The organism is Microbacterium petrolearium, assembly GCF_054782875.1.
This window is the reverse complement of record NZ_BAAGRQ010000009.1, coordinates 42,921-64,464: the sequence shown is the minus strand read 5'-3', so window position 1 is coordinate 64,464 and position 21,544 is coordinate 42,921. Positions and strand designations below refer to the sequence as shown.

24 protein-coding genes are annotated in these 21,544 nt (G+C 71.5%); 6 read left to right on the top strand and 18 right to left on the bottom strand.

Annotated elements, in window-relative coordinates; translation table 11 throughout:
- Window positions 1-21 precede the first annotated feature (21 nt).
- Entirely contained in the window at window positions 22-432 is a 411-nt protein-coding gene (locus ACYVJ0_RS09000; protein WP_460817407.1) for a twin-arginine translocase TatA/TatE family subunit, read from the bottom strand.
- A gap of 91 nt (window positions 433-523) precedes the next feature.
- On the opposite strand from ACYVJ0_RS09000, the gene ACYVJ0_RS08995 reads away from it, so the two are divergent.
- Entirely contained in the window at window positions 524-1,159 is a 636-nt protein-coding gene (locus ACYVJ0_RS08995; protein ID WP_449853380.1) for an O-methyltransferase, read from the top strand.
- 57 nt (window positions 1,160-1,216) lie between these two features.
- Here the strand turns inward: ACYVJ0_RS08995 and ACYVJ0_RS08990 are convergent, their stop codons facing one another.
- From ACYVJ0_RS08990 to dapE, 3 genes are all read right to left on the bottom strand, one after another.
- Window positions 1,217-1,390 (bottom strand): DUF3117 domain-containing protein, encoded by a 174-nt coding sequence (locus ACYVJ0_RS08990; RefSeq protein ID WP_261164427.1) that lies wholly within the window; start codon window positions 1,388-1,390, stop codon window positions 1,217-1,219.
- A 95-nt stretch (window positions 1,391-1,485) separates the two neighbouring features.
- On the bottom strand, window positions 1,486-2,679 hold the full coding sequence (locus tag ACYVJ0_RS08985) for a mannosyltransferase family protein (protein WP_460817367.1): 1,194 nt from the start codon (window positions 2,677-2,679) through the stop codon (window positions 1,486-1,488).
- Between the two features lie 25 nt (window positions 2,680-2,704).
- Window positions 2,705-3,781 carry a succinyl-diaminopimelate desuccinylase gene (gene dapE, locus ACYVJ0_RS08980; protein ID WP_460817365.1) on the bottom strand — a complete coding sequence of 359 codons (1,077 nt, stop codon included), beginning with the start codon at window positions 3,779-3,781 and terminating at the stop codon, window positions 2,705-2,707.
- A gap of 57 nt (window positions 3,782-3,838) precedes the next feature.
- Here dapE and dapD point away from each other — a divergent pair, with 57 nt between their 5' ends.
- Window positions 3,839-4,762 (top strand): 2,3,4,5-tetrahydropyridine-2,6-dicarboxylate N-succinyltransferase, encoded by a 924-nt coding sequence (gene dapD / locus ACYVJ0_RS08975; protein WP_460817364.1) that lies wholly within the window; start codon window positions 3,839-3,841, stop codon window positions 4,760-4,762.
- 61 nt (window positions 4,763-4,823) lie between these two features.
- On the opposite strand, the gene ACYVJ0_RS08970 is transcribed toward dapD, so the two are convergent.
- The 12 genes from ACYVJ0_RS08970 to ACYVJ0_RS08915 all read right to left on the bottom strand — a co-directional run bounded on the left by ACYVJ0_RS08970 (window position 4,824) and on the right by ACYVJ0_RS08915 (window position 17,184).
- Window positions 4,824-6,122, bottom strand: a complete 1,299-nt coding sequence (locus ACYVJ0_RS08970; RefSeq protein WP_449853384.1) for a citrate synthase — start codon at window positions 6,120-6,122, stop codon at window positions 4,824-4,826.
- 87 nt (window positions 6,123-6,209) lie between these two features.
- Window positions 6,210-7,322 (bottom strand): succinyldiaminopimelate transaminase, encoded by a 1,113-nt coding sequence (gene dapC, locus ACYVJ0_RS08965; RefSeq protein ID WP_460817362.1) that lies wholly within the window; start codon window positions 7,320-7,322, stop codon window positions 6,210-6,212.
- A gap of 13 nt (window positions 7,323-7,335) precedes the next feature.
- A complete protein-coding gene (gene fdxA / locus ACYVJ0_RS08960) occupies window positions 7,336-7,662 on the bottom strand; it encodes a ferredoxin (protein WP_449853386.1) in 327 nt (108 codons plus the stop codon).
- A 9-nt stretch (window positions 7,663-7,671) separates the two neighbouring features.
- Complete coding sequence (locus ACYVJ0_RS08955; RefSeq protein ID WP_460817360.1) at window positions 7,672-8,103, bottom strand: histidinol dehydrogenase; 432 nt, start codon at window positions 8,101-8,103, stop codon at window positions 7,672-7,674.
- Between the two features lie 26 nt (window positions 8,104-8,129).
- The gene (locus ACYVJ0_RS08950) at window positions 8,130-8,444 is read right to left on the bottom strand and encodes an AzlD domain-containing protein (protein WP_460817358.1); all 315 of its coding nucleotides are present in this window, start codon (window positions 8,442-8,444) and stop codon (window positions 8,130-8,132) included.
- Window positions 8,441-9,163 carry an AzlC family ABC transporter permease gene (locus ACYVJ0_RS08945; RefSeq protein ID WP_460817357.1) on the bottom strand — a complete coding sequence of 241 codons (723 nt, stop codon included), beginning with the start codon at window positions 9,161-9,163 and terminating at the stop codon, window positions 8,441-8,443. Before ACYVJ0_RS08945 ends, ACYVJ0_RS08950 begins: the two co-directional genes overlap by 4 nt.
- A 36-nt stretch (window positions 9,164-9,199) precedes the next feature.
- On the bottom strand, window positions 9,200-11,113 hold the full coding sequence (gene typA / locus ACYVJ0_RS08940; RefSeq protein ID WP_460817355.1) for a translational GTPase TypA: 1,914 nt from the start codon (window positions 11,111-11,113) through the stop codon (window positions 9,200-9,202).
- A gap of 144 nt (window positions 11,114-11,257) precedes the next feature.
- Entirely contained in the window at window positions 11,258-11,818 is a 561-nt protein-coding gene (locus ACYVJ0_RS08935; RefSeq protein ID WP_460817353.1) for a PH domain-containing protein, read from the bottom strand.
- Window positions 11,819-11,820: 2 nt separating this feature from the next.
- Window positions 11,821-13,473: a dipeptide ABC transporter ATP-binding protein gene (locus tag ACYVJ0_RS08930; protein WP_449853392.1), complete on the bottom strand. Its 1,653-nt coding sequence runs from the start codon at window positions 13,471-13,473 to the stop codon at window positions 11,821-11,823.
- A gap of 14 nt (window positions 13,474-13,487) precedes the next feature.
- The gene (locus ACYVJ0_RS08925; RefSeq protein WP_449853393.1) at window positions 13,488-14,426 is read right to left on the bottom strand and encodes an ABC transporter permease; all 939 of its coding nucleotides are present in this window, start codon (window positions 14,424-14,426) and stop codon (window positions 13,488-13,490) included.
- Window positions 14,416-15,345, bottom strand: coding sequence for an ABC transporter permease (locus tag ACYVJ0_RS08920; protein WP_449853394.1), 930 nt, complete (start codon window positions 15,343-15,345; stop codon window positions 14,416-14,418). The genes ACYVJ0_RS08925 and ACYVJ0_RS08920 overlap by 11 nt, the downstream gene beginning before the upstream one ends.
- Before the next feature lie 213 nt (window positions 15,346-15,558).
- Window positions 15,559-17,184 carry a peptide ABC transporter substrate-binding protein gene (locus tag ACYVJ0_RS08915; RefSeq protein WP_460817350.1) on the bottom strand — a complete coding sequence of 542 codons (1,626 nt, stop codon included), beginning with the start codon at window positions 17,182-17,184 and terminating at the stop codon, window positions 15,559-15,561.
- A gap of 180 nt (window positions 17,185-17,364) precedes the next feature.
- Here ACYVJ0_RS08915 and ACYVJ0_RS08910 point away from each other — a divergent pair, with 180 nt between their 5' ends.
- Window positions 17,365-18,099 (top strand): CPBP family intramembrane glutamic endopeptidase, encoded by a 735-nt coding sequence (locus ACYVJ0_RS08910; protein WP_449853396.1) that lies wholly within the window; start codon window positions 17,365-17,367, stop codon window positions 18,097-18,099.
- Between the two features lie 183 nt (window positions 18,100-18,282).
- Window positions 18,283-19,242 carry a hypothetical protein gene (locus ACYVJ0_RS08905; protein ID WP_449853397.1) on the top strand — a complete coding sequence of 320 codons (960 nt, stop codon included), beginning with the start codon at window positions 18,283-18,285 and terminating at the stop codon, window positions 19,240-19,242.
- A 61-nt stretch (window positions 19,243-19,303) separates the two neighbouring features.
- Here ACYVJ0_RS08905 and ACYVJ0_RS08900 read toward each other — a convergent pair whose 3' ends face one another.
- Window positions 19,304-19,903, bottom strand: coding sequence for a GNAT family N-acetyltransferase (locus ACYVJ0_RS08900; RefSeq protein ID WP_460817348.1), 600 nt, complete (start codon window positions 19,901-19,903; stop codon window positions 19,304-19,306).
- Window positions 19,904-19,949: 46 nt separating this feature from the next.
- Complete coding sequence (locus ACYVJ0_RS08895) at window positions 19,950-20,543, bottom strand: hypothetical protein (protein WP_460817346.1); 594 nt, start codon at window positions 20,541-20,543, stop codon at window positions 19,950-19,952.
- A 54-nt stretch (window positions 20,544-20,597) separates the two neighbouring features.
- Here ACYVJ0_RS08895 and ACYVJ0_RS08890 point away from each other — a divergent pair, with 54 nt between their 5' ends.
- Together ACYVJ0_RS08890 and ACYVJ0_RS08885 are read left to right on the top strand one after the other, a co-directional pair.
- Complete coding sequence (locus tag ACYVJ0_RS08890; protein ID WP_460817344.1) at window positions 20,598-21,104, top strand: NUDIX hydrolase; 507 nt, start codon at window positions 20,598-20,600, stop codon at window positions 21,102-21,104.
- Window positions 21,101-21,535, top strand: coding sequence for an NUDIX hydrolase (locus tag ACYVJ0_RS08885; RefSeq protein WP_460817342.1), 435 nt, complete (start codon window positions 21,101-21,103; stop codon window positions 21,533-21,535). Before ACYVJ0_RS08890 ends, ACYVJ0_RS08885 begins: the two co-directional genes overlap by 4 nt.
- The last annotated feature ends 9 nt before the right edge of the window (window positions 21,536-21,544 follow it).

Sequence of the window (21,544 nt, the reverse complement as noted above, 5' to 3'; positions counted from 1 at the left end):
ACCGGCGAAGACGCGCCGCGGTCAGGTGGCCTCGGGGTCGTACGGGGGCGGCTCGGCGGCGCTGAAGTGACGGCGCGCGGCGGGCCGGGCCGGGGCGATCGCGGTCGCGCCGGCGCCCGCCGCGCCGGCACCGGCCGACGGCCGTCGCGGCGCCACGGCGGTGGCCGAGACGGCGGGCTCCTCGAGCAGCGCCTCGCGGATGATGCGGCGCGGGTCGTACTGCCGGGGATCGAGCCGGCGCCAGTCGACGTCCTCGAAGTCCTCGCCCATCTCGCGCTTCACGCGCTCCTGGGCCCCCTGCATCCAGTCGCGCGCGCGGCGCACGAACTGTCCGAGCATCTCGGCGTAGCGGGGCAGTCGCTCCGGGCCGATCAGGAGCGCGGCCACGACGCCGATCAGGATGATCTTCTCGAACGACAGGCCGAACTCCACGGGGTTCATCGTACCCGTGGCGGGCGGGCCGTTCCCGTTCGCCGCGGCGACGCGCGACACGCTCGGCCCCGCCGCGCCGTAGGCTTCTGACATGAGCGAGCACGATGCGATCGCCCGATTCGTCCGAGAGAGCGTGACCGAGCCGGAGCACATCGCCCGCGCGCGGCAGCACGCGCGCGAGCTGGGAGCGGCGCCGGTGAGCGCCGCCGTCGGCGCGCAGCTCGCCTTCCTGGCCGCCGCCACCGCCGCGCGCACGATCATCGAGGTCGGCACGGGCGCCGGCGTCTCGGGCCTCTGGCTGCTCCACGGGGCCCCGGAGGCGACGCTCACGACGATCGACAGCGAGCCCGAGCACCTCGCCGCGGCCCGCGAGTCCTTCCAGGCCGCCCGGGTGCCATCGACCAGGGTGCGCTGGATCACCGGGCGCGCGGCCGAGGTGCTGCCGCGGATGAACGAGGCGGCATACGACCTCGTGCTCGTCGACGCCGACCCCGAGCACGTCATCGACTACGTCGCGCACGGGCTGCGGCTCGCGCGCCCCGGCGGCACGGTGCTCGTGCCGCGCGTGCTGGCGGGCGGCAAGGTGGCCGATCCGGTGCAGCGCGACGACCTCACCACCACGTACCGCACGCTGCTGCGCGAGACGCAGGAGTCGGCCGCGGTCGTCGCGGCCCTCGCCCCCGTGGGCGAGGGGCTGCTGCAGCTCACCACGGTCCGGGCCACCTGAGGCGCGCGGACACGAAAAGGCCCCGAGCATGCGCTCGGGGCCCTTTGTCTGAAGCGATCAGGCCGCGTTCACGACCTCGCCGAGGACGCCGTAGAGCTCCTTCGCCTCGTCGTCGTTGACCGAGACGACCAGCCGGCCGCCGCCTTCCAGCGGCACGCGAACGATGATGAGACGCCCCTCCTTCACGGCCTCCATCGGTCCGTCACCGGTTCTGGGCTTCATGGCTGCCATGGCGGGCTCCCTTTCCTAGGTGTCTGCGTGCTTAGTTTATCGGTCGGCCGGGTCTGGTCCATTCGCGAACGGTTAAGAACTGGTGCCGATGCCGCTCACGGCACCTGCCAGTAGCTGCTGCCCTGTCCGTACATATTCCAGATCCACCACCACTGGCCGAGCAGCCCGAGCGCCAGCACCGCGATCCGCACGCCCCGCGAGCGCACCGCGGCGAACGCGCCCCACAGCGGCGACAGCGGCGCGAGCAGCCGGAACACGCTGGACTGCGGGAAGAAGACGAGGAAGAGGTACACGAGGTAGCTCCCCGCCCACAGGCGCAGCTCCGGGCCGACGCGTCGCACCGCGCGCGGCAGGATCAGCAGCGCCGCCGCCGCGAGCATGAGCGCGACGACCGCGACGGGCGCGAGCCACGCGGGCAGACCCCACACGCCGAACCACACGTCCGCGCCCTGGAACCAGCCCTCCAGCGGCAGGAAGTGCTCGGTGCCCACCCACGAGCGGCGCCACGCGAGCTCGGTGTCGAGATAGGCGCCGGGCTCCCCCGTGACGACCGCGGCGATGACCTGCCAGGCGAAGCCCACGGCGGTCGCCAGCGCGCCGAGCGCGACGATGTGCGCGATCTCACGCGCCGGCAGCGGGTCGTCGCGGCGCGCGAGCCAGCGGTGGATGCCGTACAGCCCCAGCAGGAGGGCGAACGCGAGCACGCCGGGGCGCGTGAATCCCATGACGGGCACGAGCAGGTAGAGCCACCACCACCGCCGCCGCACGACGCACAGCAGCGCGAGGAACAGCAGCAGCAGGAACAGCGACTCGGCGTAGCCGGCGTGGAAGAGCCCCGCGAGCGGCCCGCACGCGAACAGCACGACCGCCCACATCGCCTCGCCCTCGCCCTGCCGCACCCGCAGCAGGCGGTGCAGCGCCAGGCACGCGAGATAGCCCGACACGAACGACACGAGGAAGCCGCCGACGCCCCACGCCGCCCCGAGCGCGACGGCGACCGCCTGGGCCAGGTATGCGTAGACGGGCATGAACGCCCAGGCGTTCTCCGTCACGTGCCCGTCCGCGTCCCGCGGCAGCTCGGAGGGATAGCCGTCGTAGGGGACCGTCCAGTACCACTGCGCGTCCCACGCGAGGGCGAAATCCGACAGCGGGCTGCCGGAGGGCAGCCGCGTCTCCGGAGAGGCGAGCGCCGCGGCGAGCAGGATGAAGCCGATCGTGACCAGACGCGCGGCCGCGTAGACGGCCGCGATCCGCAGCGCCGCGGGGAGCCCCCGCCAGGCCGCTCTCACGTGCCGCCCTCCGCCCGCGACCGGGTCAGGACCCGCTCAGCCACGCCCGCAGGCCGCGCTCGACCCGCTCGATCTGCGAGACGGGCACGCGCTCCTCGTCGTGGTGTGCCAGCGACGCGTCGCCCGGACCGTAGTTCACGGCCGGCACGCCGAGCGCCGAGAACCGCGCCACGTCGGTCCAGCCGTACTTCGGGCGGGCGCTGCCGCCGACGGCGCGCAGGAAGTCCCGCGCGAGGGGCGCATCCAGGCCCGGCCGGGCCGCGGCGGCGCTGTCGGTGATCTCGACCTCGTACCCCTCGAACACCGTCCGCACGTGCGCGATCGCCTGCTCGATCGTGCGGCTCGGCGCGAAGCGGAAGTTCACCTCGACCTCGCACAGATCGGGGATCACGTTGCCGGCCACGCCGCCGTCGATCCGCACGGCGTTGAGGCCCTCCCGGTAGGCGAGGCCGTCGACCTCGATCGTCCTTGGGCGGTACTCGGCCAGGCGCATGAGCAGCGGCGCGGCGGCGTGGATGGCGTTCTCGCCCATCCACCAGCGGGCGCTGTGGGCCCGGGCGCCGCGCGTGCGCACGACGGCGCGCAGCGTGCCGTTGCAGCCGCCCTCCACCTCGCCGGCGGTTGGCTCCCCCAGCACGGCGAAGTCCGCCGCCAGCAGCTCGGGCCGCTCGCGCTCGATGCGGCCCAGGCCGTTGCGCGACGCCTCGACCTCCTCGTGGTCGTACCAGATCCACGTGATGTCGACGGCCGGGTCGGTCAGCTCCGCCGCGAGCTTCAGCTGCACCGCGACGCCGGCCTTCATGTCGACGGTGCCGCGGCCCCAGATGACGGCCTCGCCGTCCTCCTCGATGTCGCGCGTGGGGAGGTTGGCGTTGATCGGCACGGTATCGATGTGGCCGGCGATCGCCACCCGCTGCGCGCGGCCCAGGTCGGTGCGCGCGACGATCGTGTCGCCGAGGCGCACGACCTCGAGGTGCGGCAGGGCAGACACCGCCGCGTGGATCGCGTCGGCGAGCGTCGTCTCGTCGTCCGAGACGCTCGGGATGTCGCAGATCGCGCGGGTGAGATCGGCGGACGAGGCGGTGAGATCGAGCGTCGGCATGCCTCCAGCCTACGGGCGCCCGGCGAGTCGCCATCCGCCGATCCGTAGGATTGAGGCATGACGGATGAGCGCTGGATTTCCGGTGTCGGGCTCGCGACGATCGCGGCCGACGGCACCGTCCTGGACACCTGGTACCCCGCCCCGCGCGCCGGCCGCGCCGATGACGCGACCGACGAGGTGGAGTCGCTCGACCGCCTGGCCGCGCCCGACGAGAAGCGCGACGTCACCGTCGAGGTCGTCACGCTCGAGATCGATCTCGATGCCGCGCCGACCTCGACCTCCGACGCGTACCTGCGCCTGCACGCGCTTTCCCACCGCCTCGTCCGCCCCAACGAGCTCAACCTCGACGGGCTGTTCGCGCACCTGCCGACCGTGGCGTGGACGAACGCCGGCCCCATGCTGCCCGCCGACGCGGTGCGCCTGCGGCCCTACCTGCAGCGCGACGGCATCCAGGTGGTCTCGCTCGACAAGTTCCCGCGCCTGACCGACTACGTCGCCCCGGAGGGCGTGCGGATCGCCGACACCTCGCGCGTGCGCCTGGGCGCGCACCTCTCCCCCGGCACGGTCGTGATGCACGAGGGCTTCGTGAACTTCAACGCCGGCACGCTGGGCGCCTCGATGGTCGAGGGCCGCATCTCGCAGGGCGTGGTCGTGGGCGACGGATCGGACATCGGCGGCGGCGCCTCGATCATGGGCACCCTCTCGGGCGGCGGCACCCACCGCGTCTCGATCGGCGCGCGCACATTGCTCGGCGCGAACGCGGGGATCGGGATCTCGCTCGGCGACGACTGCGTCGTCGAGGCCGGCCTGTACGTGACGGCCGGCACGAAGATCCGCCTGGAGGACGGCTCGGTCGTCAAGGGCGGCGAGCTCTCGGGCTCCAGCGGCCTGCTGCTGCGCCGCAACTCGCTCGACGGCGCCGTGGAGGCCGTGCGCCGCGAGGGCGTCGGCGTGGTCCTCAACGCCGCCCTCCACGCCTGACCCGGCCGACACGAGAACGGCCGCCCTCCCGAGGGAGTGGCGGCCGTTCGTGTGAGAACCCCTACCGTCCGCGGTACTCGCGGGCCGGGGAGCCCGTGTAGAGCTGCTGGGGGCGCCCGATCTTGCCGCGCGCGTCGAGGTTGGCCTCGCGCCAGTGCGCCAGCCAGCCGGGCAGGCGGCCGATCGCGAACAGCACGGTGAAGACGCGGGTCGGGAAGCCCATCGCCTTGTAGATGACGCCCGTGTAGAAGTCGACGTTCGGGTAGAGCTTGCGCTCCTTGAAGTAGTCGTCCTCGAGCGCGATCTCCTCGAGCTCCTTGGCGAGGTCGAGCAGCGGGTCGTGCACGCCGAGCGCGGCCAGCACCTCGTCGGCCGACTCCTTGACGAGCTTGGCGCGCGGGTCGTAGTTCTTGTAGACCCGGTGCCCGAAGCCCATCAGCTTCACGCCCTCTTCCTTGTTCTTCACCTTCTCGACGAAGCGCTTGACGCCCTGGCCGGACTCCTGGATCTGGCCGAGCATGTTCAGCACCGCCTCGTTGGCGCCGCCGTGCAGCGGGCCCGAGAGCGCCTGGATGCCCGCGGCGATCGACGCGAACTGATCCGCGCCGGTGGATCCGACGAGGCGCACGGTCGAGGTCGAGGCGTTCTGCTCGTGGTCCTCGTGCAGGATGAGCAGGCGCTCGAGCGCCTTCGCCATGACGGGGTCGATCTCGTACGGCTCGGCCATGTTGCCGAAGTTCAGACGCAGGAAGTTCTCGACGTAGCTGAGCGAGTTGTCGGGGTACAGGAACGCCTGGCCGATCGACTTCTTGTGCGCGTACGCCGCGATCACGGGGAGCTTGGCGAGCAGGCGCACCGTGGTGAGGTCGACGTGCTCGGGGTTGTCCGGATCGGAGTCGTTCTCGTAGTAGGTCGACAGGGCGGCCACCGCCGACGAGAGCACCGCCATAGGGTGCGCGCCGGCGGGCATCGCCGTGAAGAAGTTCTTGAGGTCCTCGTGCAGCAGCGTGTGGTGGCGGATGCTGTCGTCGAACTGGCCGAGCTGATCGGCCGTGGGCAGCTCGCCGTAGATGAGCAGCCAGGCGATCTCGAGGAAGCTCGCGTCGCCGTTCACCAGCTGCTCGATCGGGTAGCCGCGGTAGCGTAGGATGCCCTGGTCGCCGTCGATGTAGGTGATGTCCGACATCGTGGAGGCGGTGTTGACGAAGCCGTAGTCGAGCGCAGTGAAGCCGGTCTGCTTCGTGAACGTCGAGACGTCGATGGCGGACTTACCGTCGGTGGCGGGCAGGACGGGGAACTCCGCGGTCTTGTCGCCGACCGTCAGTACGGCCTTCTCGGGCAGGCTTCCTGCGTCGCTCACGGCGCCTCCTTGCGAATCGGGATGCTGATACTCGCTCGAATGGGCCGAGCGGATCCGCGCGCGGCCGTCATCCACCCTAGCCGCTGATCAGAGTGCCGATGACCGCAGGCGATCGGCGGCCATCCTGATGCGCTCGTCGCTCGCGGTGAGCGAGAAGCGCACGTGCTGCGGGTGGTACGGGCCGTAGAAGACGCCGGGGCCGGCGAGGATGCCGAGCCCGGCGAGCCGGCCCATCGTCTCCCACGCGTCGCGCCCCTCGGTGGCCCACAGGTACAGGCCCGCCTCGCTGCGGTCGATCCGGAACCCCGCGGCCTCGAGCGCCGGCTTCAGCACGTCGCGGCGCGCGCGGTAGCGCTCGCGCTGCGCGGCCACGTGGACGTCGTCGCCGAGGGCCGCCGCCATGGCGTGCTGCACGGGCGCCGGCAGCATGAGCCCCAGGTGCTTGCGGTTCTTCAGCAGCTCGCCGACGACCTCGGCGCAGCCGGCCACGAACGCCGCCCGGTAGCCGGCGAGGTTGGACTGCTTGCTGAGGGAGTACACGCTCAGCAGGCCCGCGCGGCTGCCGCCGGTGACGCGGGGATCGAGCACGCTCGGCACGGGGCCGGCCGCCCACTCGCCCTCCCAGCCGAGCTCGGCGTAGCACTCGTCGCTCGCCAGCACGGCGCCGAGCTCGCGGGCGCGCGCCACGGCGCGGCGCAGCTCGTCGACGCCCCACACGCGGCCGTCGGGGTTGCCCGGGGAGTTGATCCAGATGAGCTTCGCGCCCTCCGGCCACTCGTCCGGATCGTCCGCCGCGACGGCGGTGGCGTCGGCGACGGCCGCGCCCACCGCGTAGGTGGGGTACGCCGCGCGCGGATGCACGACGATGTCTCCCGCGCTCAGGCCCAGCAGCGTGGGCAGGAGCGCGACGAGCTCCTTCGATCCGATCGTCGGCAGCACGTTGCGCGGCGCGAGATCGGTCACGCCGCGCCGGCGCGCGTACCAGGCGACGATGGCCTCGCGCAGCGCGGGCGTGCCCACCGTCTGCGGGTACGCGTGCGCGTCGGTCGCGGCGACGAGGGCGTCGCGCACGACCTGCGGCGTGGGGTCGACGGGAGAGCCGATCGACAGGTCGCACAGCCCGTCCGGGTGCGCCGCGGCGCGCTCGGCGAGCGGGGCGACGGCGTCCCAGGGGTAGTCGTCGAGGTCGCGGATGCCCATCGGAGCGGCCGGATCAGTGCGCGCCGGCCTGCGGAGGCAGCGCGGCGATGACCGGGTGGTCCTTCGGGATCACGCCCACCTTGGCGGCGCCGCCGGGCGAGCCGATCTCGTCGAAGAACTCGACGTTCGCCTTGTAGTAGTCGGACCACTCCTCGGGCAGGTCGTCCTCGTAGTAGATCGCCTCCACGGGGCACACGGGCTCGCAGGCACCGCAGTCCACGCACTCGTCGGGGTGGATGTAGAGGCTGCGCTCACCCTCGTAGATGCAGTCGACCGGGCACTCATCGATGCAGGCGCGGTCCTTGACGTCCACGCACGGAAGGGCGATCACGTAAGTCACGTGACGATTCTACGCGCCGCCTTGCTGACCCTTCCCCGAACCGGTGCGGATGCCCCGCAGATCGGGCCAGGCGACGACGACGATCACGACCGCCGCGACGACCCACGACCAGATCACGCCGAGGGGCGCCTCGCCCGGCGCGGACTGCGGGACGACGATCGATCCGCCCGGTCCCTCGCCGGAGAACAGCATGACCATGGCGAGCGCGCCGAGCCCGGCGGCGAGCACCGTGACGCGGTCCTCGGAGAGGCATCGCACGGCGATCAGCAGGGCCAGCAGCCCCACCGCGGCCAGGATGGTCCCGAACGGCACGACGAGCCCCGCCAGGCCCGTGGGGACGACGGCGGCGGAGTGCATGACGGTGCCGACGATGCCGTAGACCGCGCCGGCGACGAAGGCGCCGGCCCACGTGAACAGGCGGATGGGCCACACGGAGCGCATGCGATCAGCGTACGCGGCGGCGGCTGTCAGGCCGCCCAGCCCACCAGCCGCAGCAGCGCGGCGGTCGCGGCGGCGGCCACGACGACGACGAGGAACGACGCGCCGCGCCACAGCAGCAGCGCCGCCACCGCGATGGCGGGCAGGCGGGCGTCCACGCCGATCGCCATGCCGTCGCCGAGCGCCTGGACGGCGACGAGCGCCGACAGCAGCGCGACGGTGAGCAGATCGGTGATGCGCGCCGGGCGCGGGCGCTCCAGCCACTCCTCCGGCACGAGGTAGCCGACGAGCTTGAGGCCGACCACGGCGATGCCCGCCAGCAGGATCGCGGTCCACGCGCTCATCGCGCGGCCCCCGATCCGTTGCCCGCCGGCGCCGCCGCCCGCCGGCCCAGCCAGTTCGTCCAGCCGACCACGACCGCCACGACCGCGGCGAGCAGCACGGGCACGCCCGGCGCGAGCCACGGCGTGGCGACGGCGGCGACGACGGCAGCCGCGGCGCCTACGGCCACGGCCTGGCGCGAGCGCAGCCGGGGCCACAGCAGGGCGAGGAACGCCGCCGCGGCGGCGGCGTCGAGGCCGTAGGCGCGCACGTCGCCCAGCACGTCGCCCAGCAGCGCGCCGGCGAGCGTGGTGAGGTTCCAGCCGATGAAGATGCCGACGCCCGTCACCCAGAACCCGATGCGGCGCGCGGCGGGATCCTCGTGCGCGAGCGCGACGGCCGTGGACTCGTCGATCGTGAACTGCGCGGCCGCGAGGCGCCGCGGCCACGTGCGGCCGACGATCGGGTTCATCCGCGCGGCGTACACGGCGTTGCGCACGCCGAGCAGCGCGGCCGACGCGATCGCCGCCGGTCCCCCGCCGCCCGATCCGAGCACGCCGATGAAGGCGAACTGCGATCCGCCCGAGAACATGAGCAGGCTCAGCACGCATGTCTGCCACACGTCCAGGCCCGACGCCGTGGCCAGCGCGCCGAACGAGACGCCGTACGCGCTCGTCGGCAGCGCGACGGCGAGGCCCTGCCGCCACGCGCCGCGGCGCTCGGCGGACGGGCTGGTGCTCACCGGATCGAGCTTAGTGGAGCCCGTTCCGGCAAGGAGTCAGGCGTTCGCGTCCTGGCGCTTGCGGCGCGAGGCCTCGCGGCCGCGGGTCGTGGCGTCGAGGATCACCTTGCGGATGCGCACGGCCTCCGGCGTGACCTCGACGCACTCGTCCTCGGCGGCGAACTCGAGCGACTCCTCGAGCGAGAGGATGCGCGGCGGCGTCATCGACTCGAACGTGTCGGCCGTGGAGGAGCGCATGTTGGTGAGCTTCTTCTCCTTGGTGATGTTCACGTCCATGTCGTCGGCGCGCGAGTTCTCGCCCACGACCATGCCCTCGTAGACCTCGTCGGTCGGGTTCACGAAGAACGACATGCGCTCCTGCAGCGCGATCATCGCGAACGGGGTGGCGACGCCCGCGCGGTCGGCGACGATCGATCCGTTCTGGCGCGAGACGATCTGACCGGCCCAGTCGTCGTAACCGTGCGAGATGGCGTTGGCGATGCCGGTGCCGCGCGTGATCGAGAGGAACTGCGTGCGGAAGCCGATGAGACCGCGCGACGGCACGATGAACTCCATGCGGATCCAGCCCGTGCCGTTGTTGATCATGTTGTCCATGCGGCCCTTGCGCGCCGCCATGAGTTGCGTCACGGCGCCGAGGTGCTCCTCGGGCACGTCGATCGTGAGGTGCTCGTACGGCTCCTGGACCTTGCCGTCGGGGCCCTTGCGGGTGACGACCTGCGGCTTGCCGACGGTGAGCTCGAAGCCCTCGCGGCGCATGTTCTCGACGAGGATCGCGAGCTGCAGCTCGCCGCGGCCCTGCACCTCCCACGCGTCGGGGCGGCCGATGTCCTTCACGCGGATGGAGACGTTGCCGATGAGCTCGCGGTCAAGGCGGTCCTTGACCATGCGCGCCGTGAGCTTGTGGCCCTTGACCTTGCCCACCAGCGGCGAGGTGTTCGTGCCGATCGTCATCGAGATCGACGGCTCGTCGACCGTGATCTGCGGGAGCGGGCGGATGTCCTCCGGGTCGGCGATCGTCTCGCCGATCATGATGTCCTCGAAGCCCGCGATCACGGCGATGTCGCCGGGGCCGGCCTTCTCGGCCGGGTAGCGGTCGAGCGCCTTCGTCATGAGCAGCTCGGTGATCCGGGCGCTCTGCATCGTGCCGTCCTGACGCACCCACGCCACGGTCTGGCCCTTCTTCAGCTCGCCGTTGAAGATGCGCAGCAGCGCGAGGCGGCCGAGGAACGCGCTCGAGTCGAGGTTGGTGACCCACGCCTGCAGCGGGGCCTCGTCGTCGTATTCCGGCGCGGGCACGTGCTTGAGGATCGCCTCGAACAGCGGCTCGAGGTCGTCGTTGTCGGGCAGCGATCCGTCGGCGGGACGGTTGTGCGACGCGGCGCCGGCGCGGCCCGACGCGTAGACGACCGGGACCTCGAGCAGTGCGTCGACGTCGAGGTCGGGCACGACGTCGACGAGGTCGCTCGCGAGACCGAGCAGCAGGTCCTGGGCCTCGCCCTCGACCTCCTCGATGCGCGCGTCGGGGCGGTCGGTCTTGTTCACGAGCAGGATGACGGGCAGCTTCGCCTCGAGCGCCTTGCGCAGCACGAAGCGGGTCTGCGGCAGCGGGCCCTCCGAGGCGTCGACGAGCAGCACGACGCCGTCGACCATCGACAGGCCGCGCTCGACCTCGCCGCCGAAGTCGGCGTGGCCCGGGGTGTCGATCACGTTGATCGTGATCGGGGTGTCGGTGTGGGCACCGTTGTACGTGATCGCCGTGTTCTTGGCGAGGATCGTGATGCCCTTCTCACGCTCGAGATCGTTCGAGTCCATCGCACGCTCTTCGAGGTGCTCGTGCGAGCCGAACGACCCCGTCTGGCGCAGCATGGCGTCGACGAGGGTCGTCTTGCCGTGGTCGACGTGCGCGACGATCGCGACGTTGCGGAGGTCGGGACGGAGGGCGCGCGCCATGAAAGGGATCCTTGCGTTCTGTGGGATGTGCCCCGGAGGCGGGGCGTTCCATCCTATCGCGGCGTGGCTGGGCGGTCCGTGCGCACCGGCGGGGGTCCGCCTCGCGCCCGACGGCGCCGTCCGCTGACGCTCAGGCGGTGACGCTCAGGCGGTGACGCTCACGGCGATCGCGGCCCACACGACGAGCACGGCGAGCGACGCGACGCCGAGCAGGTCCCACGAGCGCACGATCCGGTCGTCCGGCGCGGCGGCGGCGTTGAGCTTCATCTCGCGCAGGATCTCGGCCTCGACGTCGGCGGGCCGATCCCGCATCCGGCCGCGCGGCCGGCGGGTGGGCACGCCCCACGCCTGGATGGTCTTGCCGCCGGCCGCGGCCGTGAGGCGCACCTCGAGCTGCCACCGCATGACGATGTCGTCGATCGCGCCCCACGGCACGCGCGTGATCCGCAGGATGTTGTGCACGGTGACGCCCGCCTCGTCGGCGACGACGTGCGGCGCGTAGACGAAGACGTAGATGAACCAGAGCAGGCCGAGCGGCCATGGTGCGATGAGGGCGGCTTGCTGCCAGCCCCCGCGGATCGCCGCATCGATGAGCAGGCCGACCACGAGCACGCCGGTGAGCGCGAGCCAGACCCGGCCCCAGGTGGGCCGGATCTCGCGCTTCAGCTCGTCGCCGGGTTCGTAGTCCGCGCCTGCTCCCGACACCGTCAGCGCCCCCCGAGCGGCAGCGTGGCGCCGGGGATCGCGTCGAGGAGGCGGCGCGTGTACGCCTCCTGCGGGTTGGCGAAGATCTCGTCCACGGTCCCCTGCTCCACGACCTTGCCCCGCTCCATGACGCACACCATGTCGGCGGCGACGCGCACGACCGCGAGGTCGTGCGTGATGAACAGGTAGGTCAGGCCGAGCTCGGCCTGCAGCTCGGCCAGCAGCGTGAGGATCTGATCCTGCACGAGCACGTCGAGCGCCGAGACCGCCTCGTCGAGCACGATGATGTCGGGCTTGAGCGCGAGGGCGCGCGCGATCGCGACGCGCTGGCGCTGGCCGCCCGACAGCTCGTTCGGGTACCGCATCGCCAGCTCGCGCGGCAGCGCCACCTGGTCGAGCAGCTCCAGCACGCGGGCGCGCTGGGACGCACCGTCCCCGACGCCGTGCACCTTCAGCGGCTCCGCGATGAGCGTGCCGATCGAGCGCAGCGGATCGAGCGAGCCGTACGGATCCTGGAACACCGGCTGCATGCGGCGGCGCAGGCCGAGCACATCGCGGCGCTTCAGCGTCGACGTGCTCACACCGTCGATCAGAACGTCACCGCTCGTCGGCTCCTCCAGCTGCAGCACCATCTTCGCGACGGTGGACTTGCCCGATCCGGACTCCCCCACCAGCGCGAGCGTCTTGCCGCGCGGGATCTGGAACGACACCCCGTCGACAGCCCGGAACGCCTCGCTCGAGAAGCCGCCCTTGCGGATGCGGTACTCCTTGACGAGATCGCGCACCTCGACGACCGGCGCCGCCTGCGCGAGCACCTCGGTCTCGGTGGTGACGTGCTCGACGCTCGCCTGGATGCGCTGCGAGGCGAGGCTGGGCGCCGCGGCCACGAGCCGCTGCGTGTACGGGTGCTGCGGGTCCTCGAGGATCTCGCGGCTCGGCCCCGACTCGACGACCTCGCCCTGATTCATCACGATGATGCGGTCGGCGCGCTCGGCGGCCAGGCCCAGGTCGTGCGTGATGAGCAGCACCGAGGTGCCCTTCTCGCGCGTGAGCGAGGCGAGGTGATCGAGGATCACGCGCTGCACCGTCACGTCGAGCGCGCTCGTCGGCTCGTCCGCGATGAGCAGCTTCGGGTCGGCCGCCAGGCCGATGCCGATGAGCGCGCGCTGGCGCATGCCGCCGGAGAACTGGTGCGGGAACTGGTGCAGGCGACGCTCGGCGTCCGCCAGCCCCGCCTGCTGCAGCACCTCGATCGCGCGGCGCTCGACCTCCTTGCGGCCGGTGGCGAGACCGTTCGCACGGATCGCCTCCTTGACCTGGAAGCCGATCGACCACACCGGGTTGAGGTTCGACATGGGGTCCTGCGGCACGTAGCCGATCTCGCGGCCGCGCAGGCGCTCCATGTCGCGGCGGCTCGCGCTCGTGAGCTCGCGGCCCTCGAGCGTGATGGTGCCGCCGGTGATCTCGCCCGTGCCGGGCAGCAGGTCGATCACGGCCGAGGCCGTGGTCGACTTGCCCGAGCCCGACTCGCCGACGATCGCGACCGTCTCGCCCGGGAAGACGTCCAGGTCGATGCCGTGCAGCACCTCGCGCTGCTTCTTGCCCGTGCCGAAGGCGACCTTCAGGCCGCGGATCTGCAGCAGTGCATCCGTCATGGGGATTCCTTCACTCATCGCTGTGCCCTCGCCTTCGGGTCGAGCGCGTCGCGCAGCATCTCGCCGAGCGTGATGAACGCGAGCACCGCGATCGTCAGCGCGAGCGACGGCCAGAACAGCGCCATCGGGGCGGTGCGCAGCGTGGCCTGCGCCTGGCTGATGTCGGCGCCCCACGAGACCGTGTTGCCGCCCAGGCCGACGCCGAGGAACGACAGGGTCGACTCCGCCACGATGGCGTGGCCGAGGCTGATCGTCGCCACGACGATGACCGGGGCCATCGCGTTGGGCAGCACGTGCACGAGCATCGTCTTGAAGCGCGACAGCCCGAGGGCGATCGACGCCATGACGTAGTCCGACTGCTTCACGCGCAGCACCTCGGCACGCACGATGCGCGCCGTCGAGGCCCACGAGAACCCGCCGATCGCGAAGGCGAGCGTGAGCTCGTTCCGCGCGCTCGACAGCACCGTCATCACGACGATCGCCGCGACGATGTAGGGGATCGTGAAGAAGATGTCGCCGATGCGCGAGAGCAGCGAGTCGAGCCAGCCGCCGTAGAAGCCCGCGAGGGCTCCCATGATGAGGCCGATCGCGGTGCCGATGAGCGTGGCCAGCAGGCCGACCACCATCGACGTGCGCGTGCCCCACACGAGGCGCGACCAGATGTCGCAGCCCTGGCGGTTGAACCCCAGCGGGTGGCCCGCCGCGGCGCCGCCGTTGCTGTTGGCCAGCTGGCAGGCGCCGCCGGAGGGCGCCACCTGCGTGAACATGCCCGGCGCGACCGCCATGATGATCACGACCGCGGCGAGGACCATCGAGATCCAGAACAGCGGGCGCTTGCGGACGTCTCGCCACGCGTCGAGCCACAGGTTGCTCTTGCGGGTGCTCAGGTGGACCTGGTCGACCTGGACCTGCGCCTCCTTCACGGGCGCCACGAAATGCGTACTACTTGACATAGCGGATCCTCGGGTCGAGCAGACCATAGAGCAGGTCGACGAGCAGGTTGATGAGGACGTACACGACGACGAAGATCGTCACGAACGACACCACGGTGGGCGTCTCGTGCTTGATGATCGCCGTGTACAGCTGGTTGCCGACGCCGGGCACGTTGAAGATGCCCTCCGTCACGGTCGCGCCGACCATGAGCACGCCGAACTGCGAGGCGGTGTCGGTGACCATCGGGATCATCGAGTTGCGCAGCACGTGCACGGGGATGACGCGCGAGCGCGACAGGCCCTTGCCGTAGGCGGTGCGCACCCAGTCCTGCTGCAGCGTCTCGATCGTCGACGCGCGGGTGAGGCGCATCATCGTGGCGTAGATGCTGAACCCGAGCACGATCGCGGGCAGCCACAGGCCGCCCCAGTCGTTGTCGCTGCCGACGGTCGGCTTGAACCAGCCCAGCTGCACGCCCAGGAAGAACTGGGCGGCGAAGGCGACGACGAACACCGGCACCGCGACGAACAGCAGCGCGAAGACGAGCATGAAGTGGTCGTAGACCGTGCCCTTCAGCAGCGCCGAGGTGAGGCCGATGACGATCGCGAGGATGAACGCGATCGCGACCGCCATGATCGCCAGGCGCAGGGTCACGGGGAACGTGCGGGCGAGCGTCTCGATCACCGGCTGGCCGTTGAAGCCCACGCCGAAGTCGAGGCGCAGGATCCCGCCGAGGTAGTTCAGGTACTGGACGATGAACGGCTGGTCGAGCAGGTAGCGCGCGCGGATCTGCTCCAGCAGCTGCGGCGGCGGCTGCTTGTCGCCGAACAGCGCGGCGATCGGGTCGCCGGGCATGGCGAAGACCATGAAGTAGATCAGCAGCGTGGCCCCGAGAAAGACGGGGATCACCTGCAGGATGCGTCTGAGGATGTAAGTGGCCACCCTCGTGCCTCCCTTCTGGGGATGACGAGGTCACACGACACGGAAGAAACCCTGGCCCGCGACTCGGGCGAGGAGCACAGCAGAAAGCGGGTCCTTCGGGGGACCCGCTCGGCCATCCTCCGCTCCCGAAACTGGGAGAACGGTGTGCCGGCGACATGGTGCGAGGCGGTGGCGTGTACGCCACCGCCTCGCAGCGGATCATCTCAGGCCCGGTCAGCCCTTGGTGATGTTGTAGTGCAGCGGCACCGAGTTCCAGCCGAACTCGACGTTGTCGACCGTGTCGGCCCAGCCGCCGGTGACGTTCGAGTACCACAGCGGGGTGGCGGGCAGATCCTGGAGGAGGATCTCCTGCGCCTGCTGGAACAGCGCGTTCGCCTCGTCCGGGTCGGTCGCGCTGATGCCCTGCGACAGCAGCTCGTCGAACTCGGGGTTCGAGTAGTCGCCGTCGTTCGATCCGGCGTTGGTCGCGTAGAGCGGGCCGAGGAAGTTGTACAGGCCCGGGTAGTCGGCCTGCCATCCCGTGCGGAACGCCGTCGTGATGGTGCGGTTTGTGACCTCTTCGCGCAGACCGGCGAAGTCGGGGTACGGCGCACCGGCCGCGTCGATGTCGAGCGTGCCGGCGATCGAGTTGGCGACCGCGTCGACCCAGCCCTGGTGGCCGCCGTCCGAGTTGTAGGCGATCTCGAACGTGCCCTCCCACGGGCTGATGGCGTCGGCCTCGGCCCACAGCTCCTGCGCGCGCTCGGGGTTGTACTCCAGCACCTCGGCGCCCTCGAGCTCCTCGCTCCAGCCGTCGATCACGGGCGACGTGAAGTCGCTGGCCGGCGTGCGGGTGCCCTGGAAGATCACGTCGGTGATCTCCTCGCGGTTGATCGCCATCGAGATGGCCTGACGGCGCAGCACGCCCTCCTCGCCCTCGAAGTGCGGGAGGTACTCGGGGATCGTGAACGACTGGAAGATCGCGGCGGGCTGGTTGACCCAGTTGTCGCCGAGCTCGTCCTGGTACGTCTCGAGAGCGGCCTCGGGGATCTGGTCGAGCACGTCGAGCTCGCCCGAGAGCAGGTCGGCGTAGGCGGCGTCCTGCGAGGCGTAGAAGCGGATGTCGAGGCCGTCGTTCTGCGGCTCGCGCGGGCCCTCGTACTCCTCGTTCACGACGAGCGAGATGCCCTCGTCGTGGACCCAGGCGTCCTCGCTGGCCAGCTTGTACGGGCCGTTGCCGATGGGCGACTCGCCGAAGGCCTCCATGTCCTCGAACGCGACGTCCGGGAGCGGGTAGAAGGCCGAGTAGCCGAGGCGCTGAGCGAAGTCGGTGGCCGGCTTGTTGAGCGTGATCGTGAAGGTGTACTCGTCGACCTGCTGCAGGCCCGAGAGCTCCTCGACGTTCTCGTCCCAGCTGAAGCCCTCGATGTCCTCGAAGAAGTAGCTCGAGAGCTGCTGGTTGTCGAGCGCGGCGCCGTAGTTCCACGCCTTGATGAAGTTGTCGGCCGTGACCTCTTCACCGTCGGTGAAGGTCAGGCCCTCCTTGATCTTGACGGTGAGCTGCGTCGGCGAGTCGACCGTGATCGACTCGGCGACCTCGTTCTCGACCGAGCCGTCGGCGTTGTACGAGATCAGACCCGAGAAGATGCTGTCGAGGATCTTGCCGCCGCCGACCTCGTTGGTGTTGGTCGGGATCAGCGGGTTCTGCGGCTCCGTGCCGTTGGTGGTGACGATCGCGTCGCCGCCGGCGCCGTTGCCGCCGTCGCCGCTGCCACCATCGCCGCTCGCGCACCCGGCGAGCAGCATGCCGCCGAGGCCGAGCAGCGCGACGCCCGAAAGGGCGACCTTGTTGCGCTTCATTGGGTTTTTCCTCCAGGGAAGGGATTGAGCCTGCCCACTCGGGCGCAGGCGATAGCGACGACGATAGGCACGGTGCGACCATCGCACCAACTCGCATCGCGAACTGTTACATCGCCGTAACGCGCGCACACGGCCGCTGAGCATTCTGCTGACGGCCTGCGCGTGTGGCACGCTGGCGGGGTGGCGCGCGCACGGCTGTGGTGGGAAATCGGCATCGTCCTGGCGCTTTCGCTCGGACAGTCCGCGCTGTACTCGGTGCTCTCGCTCGTGCGCGCGCTGACGCGCGCGCCGCTTTCCGAGCAGTCGGCGGCGCTGAACCCGTCGCGGGCGGACGACGCCGTGTGGGACGCGGTCTACCGCGTGCTCGACGTCTTCTTCGACCTCGCCCTCGTCGCGCTCGTCGTGTACCTCCTGTGGGAGCCGGGCCGCAGCGCGCTGCGCCGCATCGGGCTCGACTTCTCCCGCTTCGGGCGCGACCTCGGCCTCGCCGTCGCGCTGCTCGCCGCGATCGGGGTGCCGGGGGCGGCCCTCTACGCCGGCTCGCGCGCGCTGGGCCTGACCGTGCAGGTGCAGGCGGCCGGGCTCGACGCCGCCTGGTGGACGATCCCCCTCCTGCTGCTGTCGGCGCTGCGCGCCGGGCTGCTCGAGGAGGTCATCCTGAACGGCTACCTCGGCGAGCGCTTGCGCGAGCTGGGCTGGCGCCCGTGGACCACGATCCTCGCGATCGCCCTGCTGCGCGGCGCCTACCACGCGTACCAGGGCCCGGCGATGATGCTCGGGAACGTCGTGATGGGCGTCGTCTTCGCGTGGGTGTACCTGCGCTGGCGGCGCGTCATGCCCCTCGTGATCGCACACACGCTCATCGACGCCATCGCCTTCGTGGGCTACCCCCTCTTCGCCCCCTACCTTCCCTAGCGGCTCGGACCGGAGGAGATCCGCAAGTCTGTGCCAAGTCCGGGCGCTCGAACGGCCGGATTCGGCACAGACTTGCGGACTCGCCGCGCCCCGACTCGTCCCCAGCCCGGCGGAGGAGCGGATCGGTTCACAGATCGAGCGCCAGGAGACCGGCGCGCGGAAGGCGCTGGGACCGTGGAAGGCATGACAAGCCCGACTGCCGACGTCCTCGCCGCCTCGCTGCAGCCCAGCCCCGTGCCGCTTCTGCGGCGTTCGGATGACCGTTCGATGCGCCGCGACATCGAATCGCGAACGCTCCACCGGGTTCGCGCAGGAGTGTTCGCGCCCGCGGAACAGTGGGCCGCTCTGCCGCCCTGGCAGAAGTACCTTGCTCGCATCCACGCGCTGGCCCTGAAGCGCCCGGCCGTCGTGTTCACCCACGAGTCAGCCGCCGCGCTGTGGGGGCTACCCGTGCTCGGCGATCTCCGCACGATCCATGTGCTCGTCGCTCGCAAGGGCGATGCCCGCCGCGTGGGTAACGTCCAAGGGCACCACGCTGTCGAGGAGCCGGACCTCGCCGACAGCCTCGGCGTCTGCGCGACGACGGCGGTCGCGACTGCCGTCGACCTCGCGCGCAGCCGCCATCCCGCCTACGGGCTCACGGTGGCCGACGCGCTCCTCCGTACGGGGGCGTGCTCGCGCGAGCGCCTGCTGCTGGCGAATGACGCGCGTCGCAGCGGGCGCGGACGGGCCGTCGCAGCCTGGCCTCTCGAACATGCAACTCCGCTCTCCGAGTCCGTCCTCGAGTCGATCAGCCGCGCTGCGATCGAGTGGCTGGGGCTCCCGATCCCCCGCCTGCAATCGCGCTTCGTGATCGATGGCGCTGAGTACCGCGCCGACTTCGAGTGGCCCGATCAGCAGGTGATCGGCGAGGCCGACGGCGACACGAAGTACGCCATCGGCGACGCGGCGGATGCCGTCATCCGGGAGAAGAAGCGGGAGGATGCGCTGCGCCGCTCGATGCGCGGTTTCGCCCGCTGGGGCTGGAACGAGTTGCGGGCGCCCGAGCGTCTCGGTCTGGCGCTGGAGGCGGCCGGCGTGCCGGTGGTCCGCCCGCCCCGCACCACGCATCTGCACGGTCTCGCGCAGCTGCTCAACCGCTGAGTCCGCAAGTCTGTGCCAAATCCGCGCCGAGTACCGTACGGACTTGGCACAGACTTGCGGATTAAGGGTTGCGCGGCTCGAGGCGGGACTCGAGGCCGCGGCGCACCTGCGGCCACTCGGTCGCGAGGATCGAGTACACCATCGTGTCGCGCCACGTGCCGTCGGGCATGCGCAGGTGACTGCGCAGCACGCCGTCGAGGCGGGCGCCCAGCCGCTCGATCGCGGCGCGGGAGCGGTGGTTGTGCCAGTGGGTGCGGAGCTCGACGCGCACGCAGCCGAGGTCGTCGAACGCGCGGGCGAGCAGCAGCAGCTTGGCTGCGGGATTGATGCCGGTGCCGTGCGCGTCGGCACGCAGCCAGGTGTATCCGATCTCCACGCGCAGATCGGCGGGCGAGACGCTGCAGATCGAGGTCATCCCGATCGCCCGGCCGGTGGCGGGCTCGACGACGGCCCAGGGCGCCATCTCGCCCGCCGCCTGCCGCGCGAGGCGGCGCTCGATCTCGGCGGGGACCTCGTCGGGCGCCGGAAGTCGCGAGAACCAGGTGCGGCGCCACAGGTCGTCGAAGGCGACCGCCTCCGCGAGGTCGGGGGCGTGCTCCGGACGAAGCGGCTCCAGCCGCACGATGTCGTTGTGCAGGACGGGTGTGTCGACGAAGGTCACCGCTCGAGCCTAGAGGCGGTCGCGGGCGACGGGAGCGTGCGGCGGGTCAGTCGTCGAGGAGCCAGTGGTGGCGCATCATGAGGGCGCGGTCGATCGCGGCGATCGGGCCGAGGACGGCCGCCGGCGCGGTCATCCATTCGGGGAAGCGGATCGGGGAGGCCTGCGGCAGGTCCGCTCCGGTGATCTCCGCGAGCCAGGGCAGGCCGACGTCGAGCAGCTCGGTCACGCCGACGAGCAGCGCGACGACGAGCACCGTCCACGACACCGCCGACACCGCCCGGCTCGCGGTCGGGTGCCGGGCGTCGACCTCCTGCCGCCACCGCTCGAGCGTCTCGGTACCCGGCTCGAGCCGCCGCTCGACACCGTCGGCCACGAGCCGCGCGCGCTTGAGCCCGTAGAGGCTGAAGGCGACCTCCACGCGCCCACCCGGCACCTCGAACGCCGCCGGCGAGGACTGCGTCGCGGTGTGCTGGCCGTCGATGTAGAGGCGCACGCGCTCGTCGAGATCGAAGTAGTCCACCGCGACGTCGTAGCGCCTTCCCGCGTGGTCGATGCCGAACGTGCTGTGCCAGAGCCTGCGGATGCCGCGCGCCCGTGGCAGCGCGCTGCCGTCGCCGGGCTCCTCCTTCTTCCCCATCACCCCCGAGATCAGGGCACGGCCGCGGGTCGCCGCGGGGGCTCCTAGGCTGGGGGCATGGCGACGCCCGACTTCATCCTGCGGCTGCGCGAGCGGATCGGGCACGATCCGCTCTGGCTCACCGGCGTCACGGCCGTCGTCGTGAGGGACGACGCGGTGCTGCTCGTGGAGCGCGCCGACAACGGCCGCGTCACGCCCGTCACGGGGATCGTCGATCCCGGCGAGGAGCCGGCCGTCGCGGCCGTGCGCGAGACGCTCGAGGAGGCCGGCGTCGTCGCCGATCCCGAGGCCCTCGTGTGGGTGCACGCGCTGCCGCCCATGCGGTACGCGAACGGCGACGTCGCGCAGTACCTCGACATCACCGTCCGCTGCCGCTGGGTGTCGGGCGATCCGCACCCCGCCGACGGCGAGAACGTGCGGGCCTGGTGGTGCCCGATCGACCGGCTGGCCGACGAGCGGATGAGCGACGACATGCGCGAGCGGATCCGCGTGGCGCTCGAGCACCCCGGATCGGCGCGCTTCGAGACGACGACCGGCCTCGAGAACGCGGCGGAGCCGGCGTGAGCGCGCATCACGCGCTCGACCACGCCGCGCGCGTCGTCACCGTCAGCGCCGTCGTGCTGCGGCACCCGGAGACCGGCGACATCCTGGCCGTGCGCAAGCGCGGCACGACCACGTTCATGCAGCCGGGCGGCAAGCCCGAGCCGGGCGAGTCGGCGCTCGACGCGGCCGTGCGCGAGCTGCGCGAGGAGCTGCAGGTGGAGCTGGATCCGGATCGGATGACGCTGCTGGGCACCTTCGACGCGCCGGCGGCGAACGAGTCGGGATGGACGGTGCGCGGCACGGTGTTCGTGCACCCGCCCGTGTCGGGGATCCGCCCGGCCGCCGAGATCGAGGAGATCCGCTGGGTGCCGGAGATGGCCGAGCCGGCAGGAGACCTCGCCCCGCTCATGATGACGAGGATCCTGCCGGCCCTGCGCGCGGCCGGGCTCTAGCCGGAGCAG

Bases quoted from the DNA above. Each gene is read 5' to 3' on its own strand.
- ACYVJ0_RS08905 (WP_449853397.1), top strand. From the start codon at position 18,283: ATGACAAGCCCGACTGCCGACGTCCTCGCCGCCTCGCTGCAGCCCAGC.
- ACYVJ0_RS08950 (WP_460817358.1), bottom strand. From the start codon at position 8,444: ATGAGCGCGTGGACCGCGATCCTGCTGGCGGGCATCGCCGTGGTCGGC.
- ACYVJ0_RS08955 (WP_460817360.1), bottom strand. From the start codon at position 8,103: ATGCGCTCCGTGTGGCCCATCCGCCTGTTCACGTGGGCCGGCGCCTTC.
- dapE (WP_460817365.1), bottom strand. From the start codon at position 3,781: ATGCCGACGCTCGATCTCACCGCCTCGTCCGCCGATCTCACCCGCGCG.
- ACYVJ0_RS08925 (WP_449853393.1), bottom strand. From the start codon at position 14,426: ATGTCAAGTAGTACGCATTTCGTGGCGCCCGTGAAGGAGGCGCAGGTC.
- dapD (WP_460817364.1), top strand. From the start codon at position 3,839: ATGACGGATGAGCGCTGGATTTCCGGTGTCGGGCTCGCGACGATCGCG.
- ACYVJ0_RS08995 (WP_449853380.1), top strand. From the start codon at position 524: ATGAGCGAGCACGATGCGATCGCCCGATTCGTCCGAGAGAGCGTGACC.
- ACYVJ0_RS08990 (WP_261164427.1), bottom strand. From the start codon at position 1,390: ATGGCAGCCATGAAGCCCAGAACCGGTGACGGACCGATGGAGGCCGTG.
- dapC (WP_460817362.1), bottom strand. From the start codon at position 7,322: ATGGGCATCCGCGACCTCGACGACTACCCCTGGGACGCCGTCGCCCCG.
- ACYVJ0_RS08890 (WP_460817344.1), top strand. From the start codon at position 20,598: ATGGCGACGCCCGACTTCATCCTGCGGCTGCGCGAGCGGATCGGGCAC.
- ACYVJ0_RS08915 (WP_460817350.1), bottom strand. From the start codon at position 17,184: ATGAAGCGCAACAAGGTCGCCCTTTCGGGCGTCGCGCTGCTCGGCCTC.
- ACYVJ0_RS08930 (WP_449853392.1), bottom strand. From the start codon at position 13,473: ATGACGGATGCACTGCTGCAGATCCGCGGCCTGAAGGTCGCCTTCGGC.
- typA (WP_460817355.1), bottom strand. From the start codon at position 11,113: ATGGCGCGCGCCCTCCGTCCCGACCTCCGCAACGTCGCGATCGTCGCG.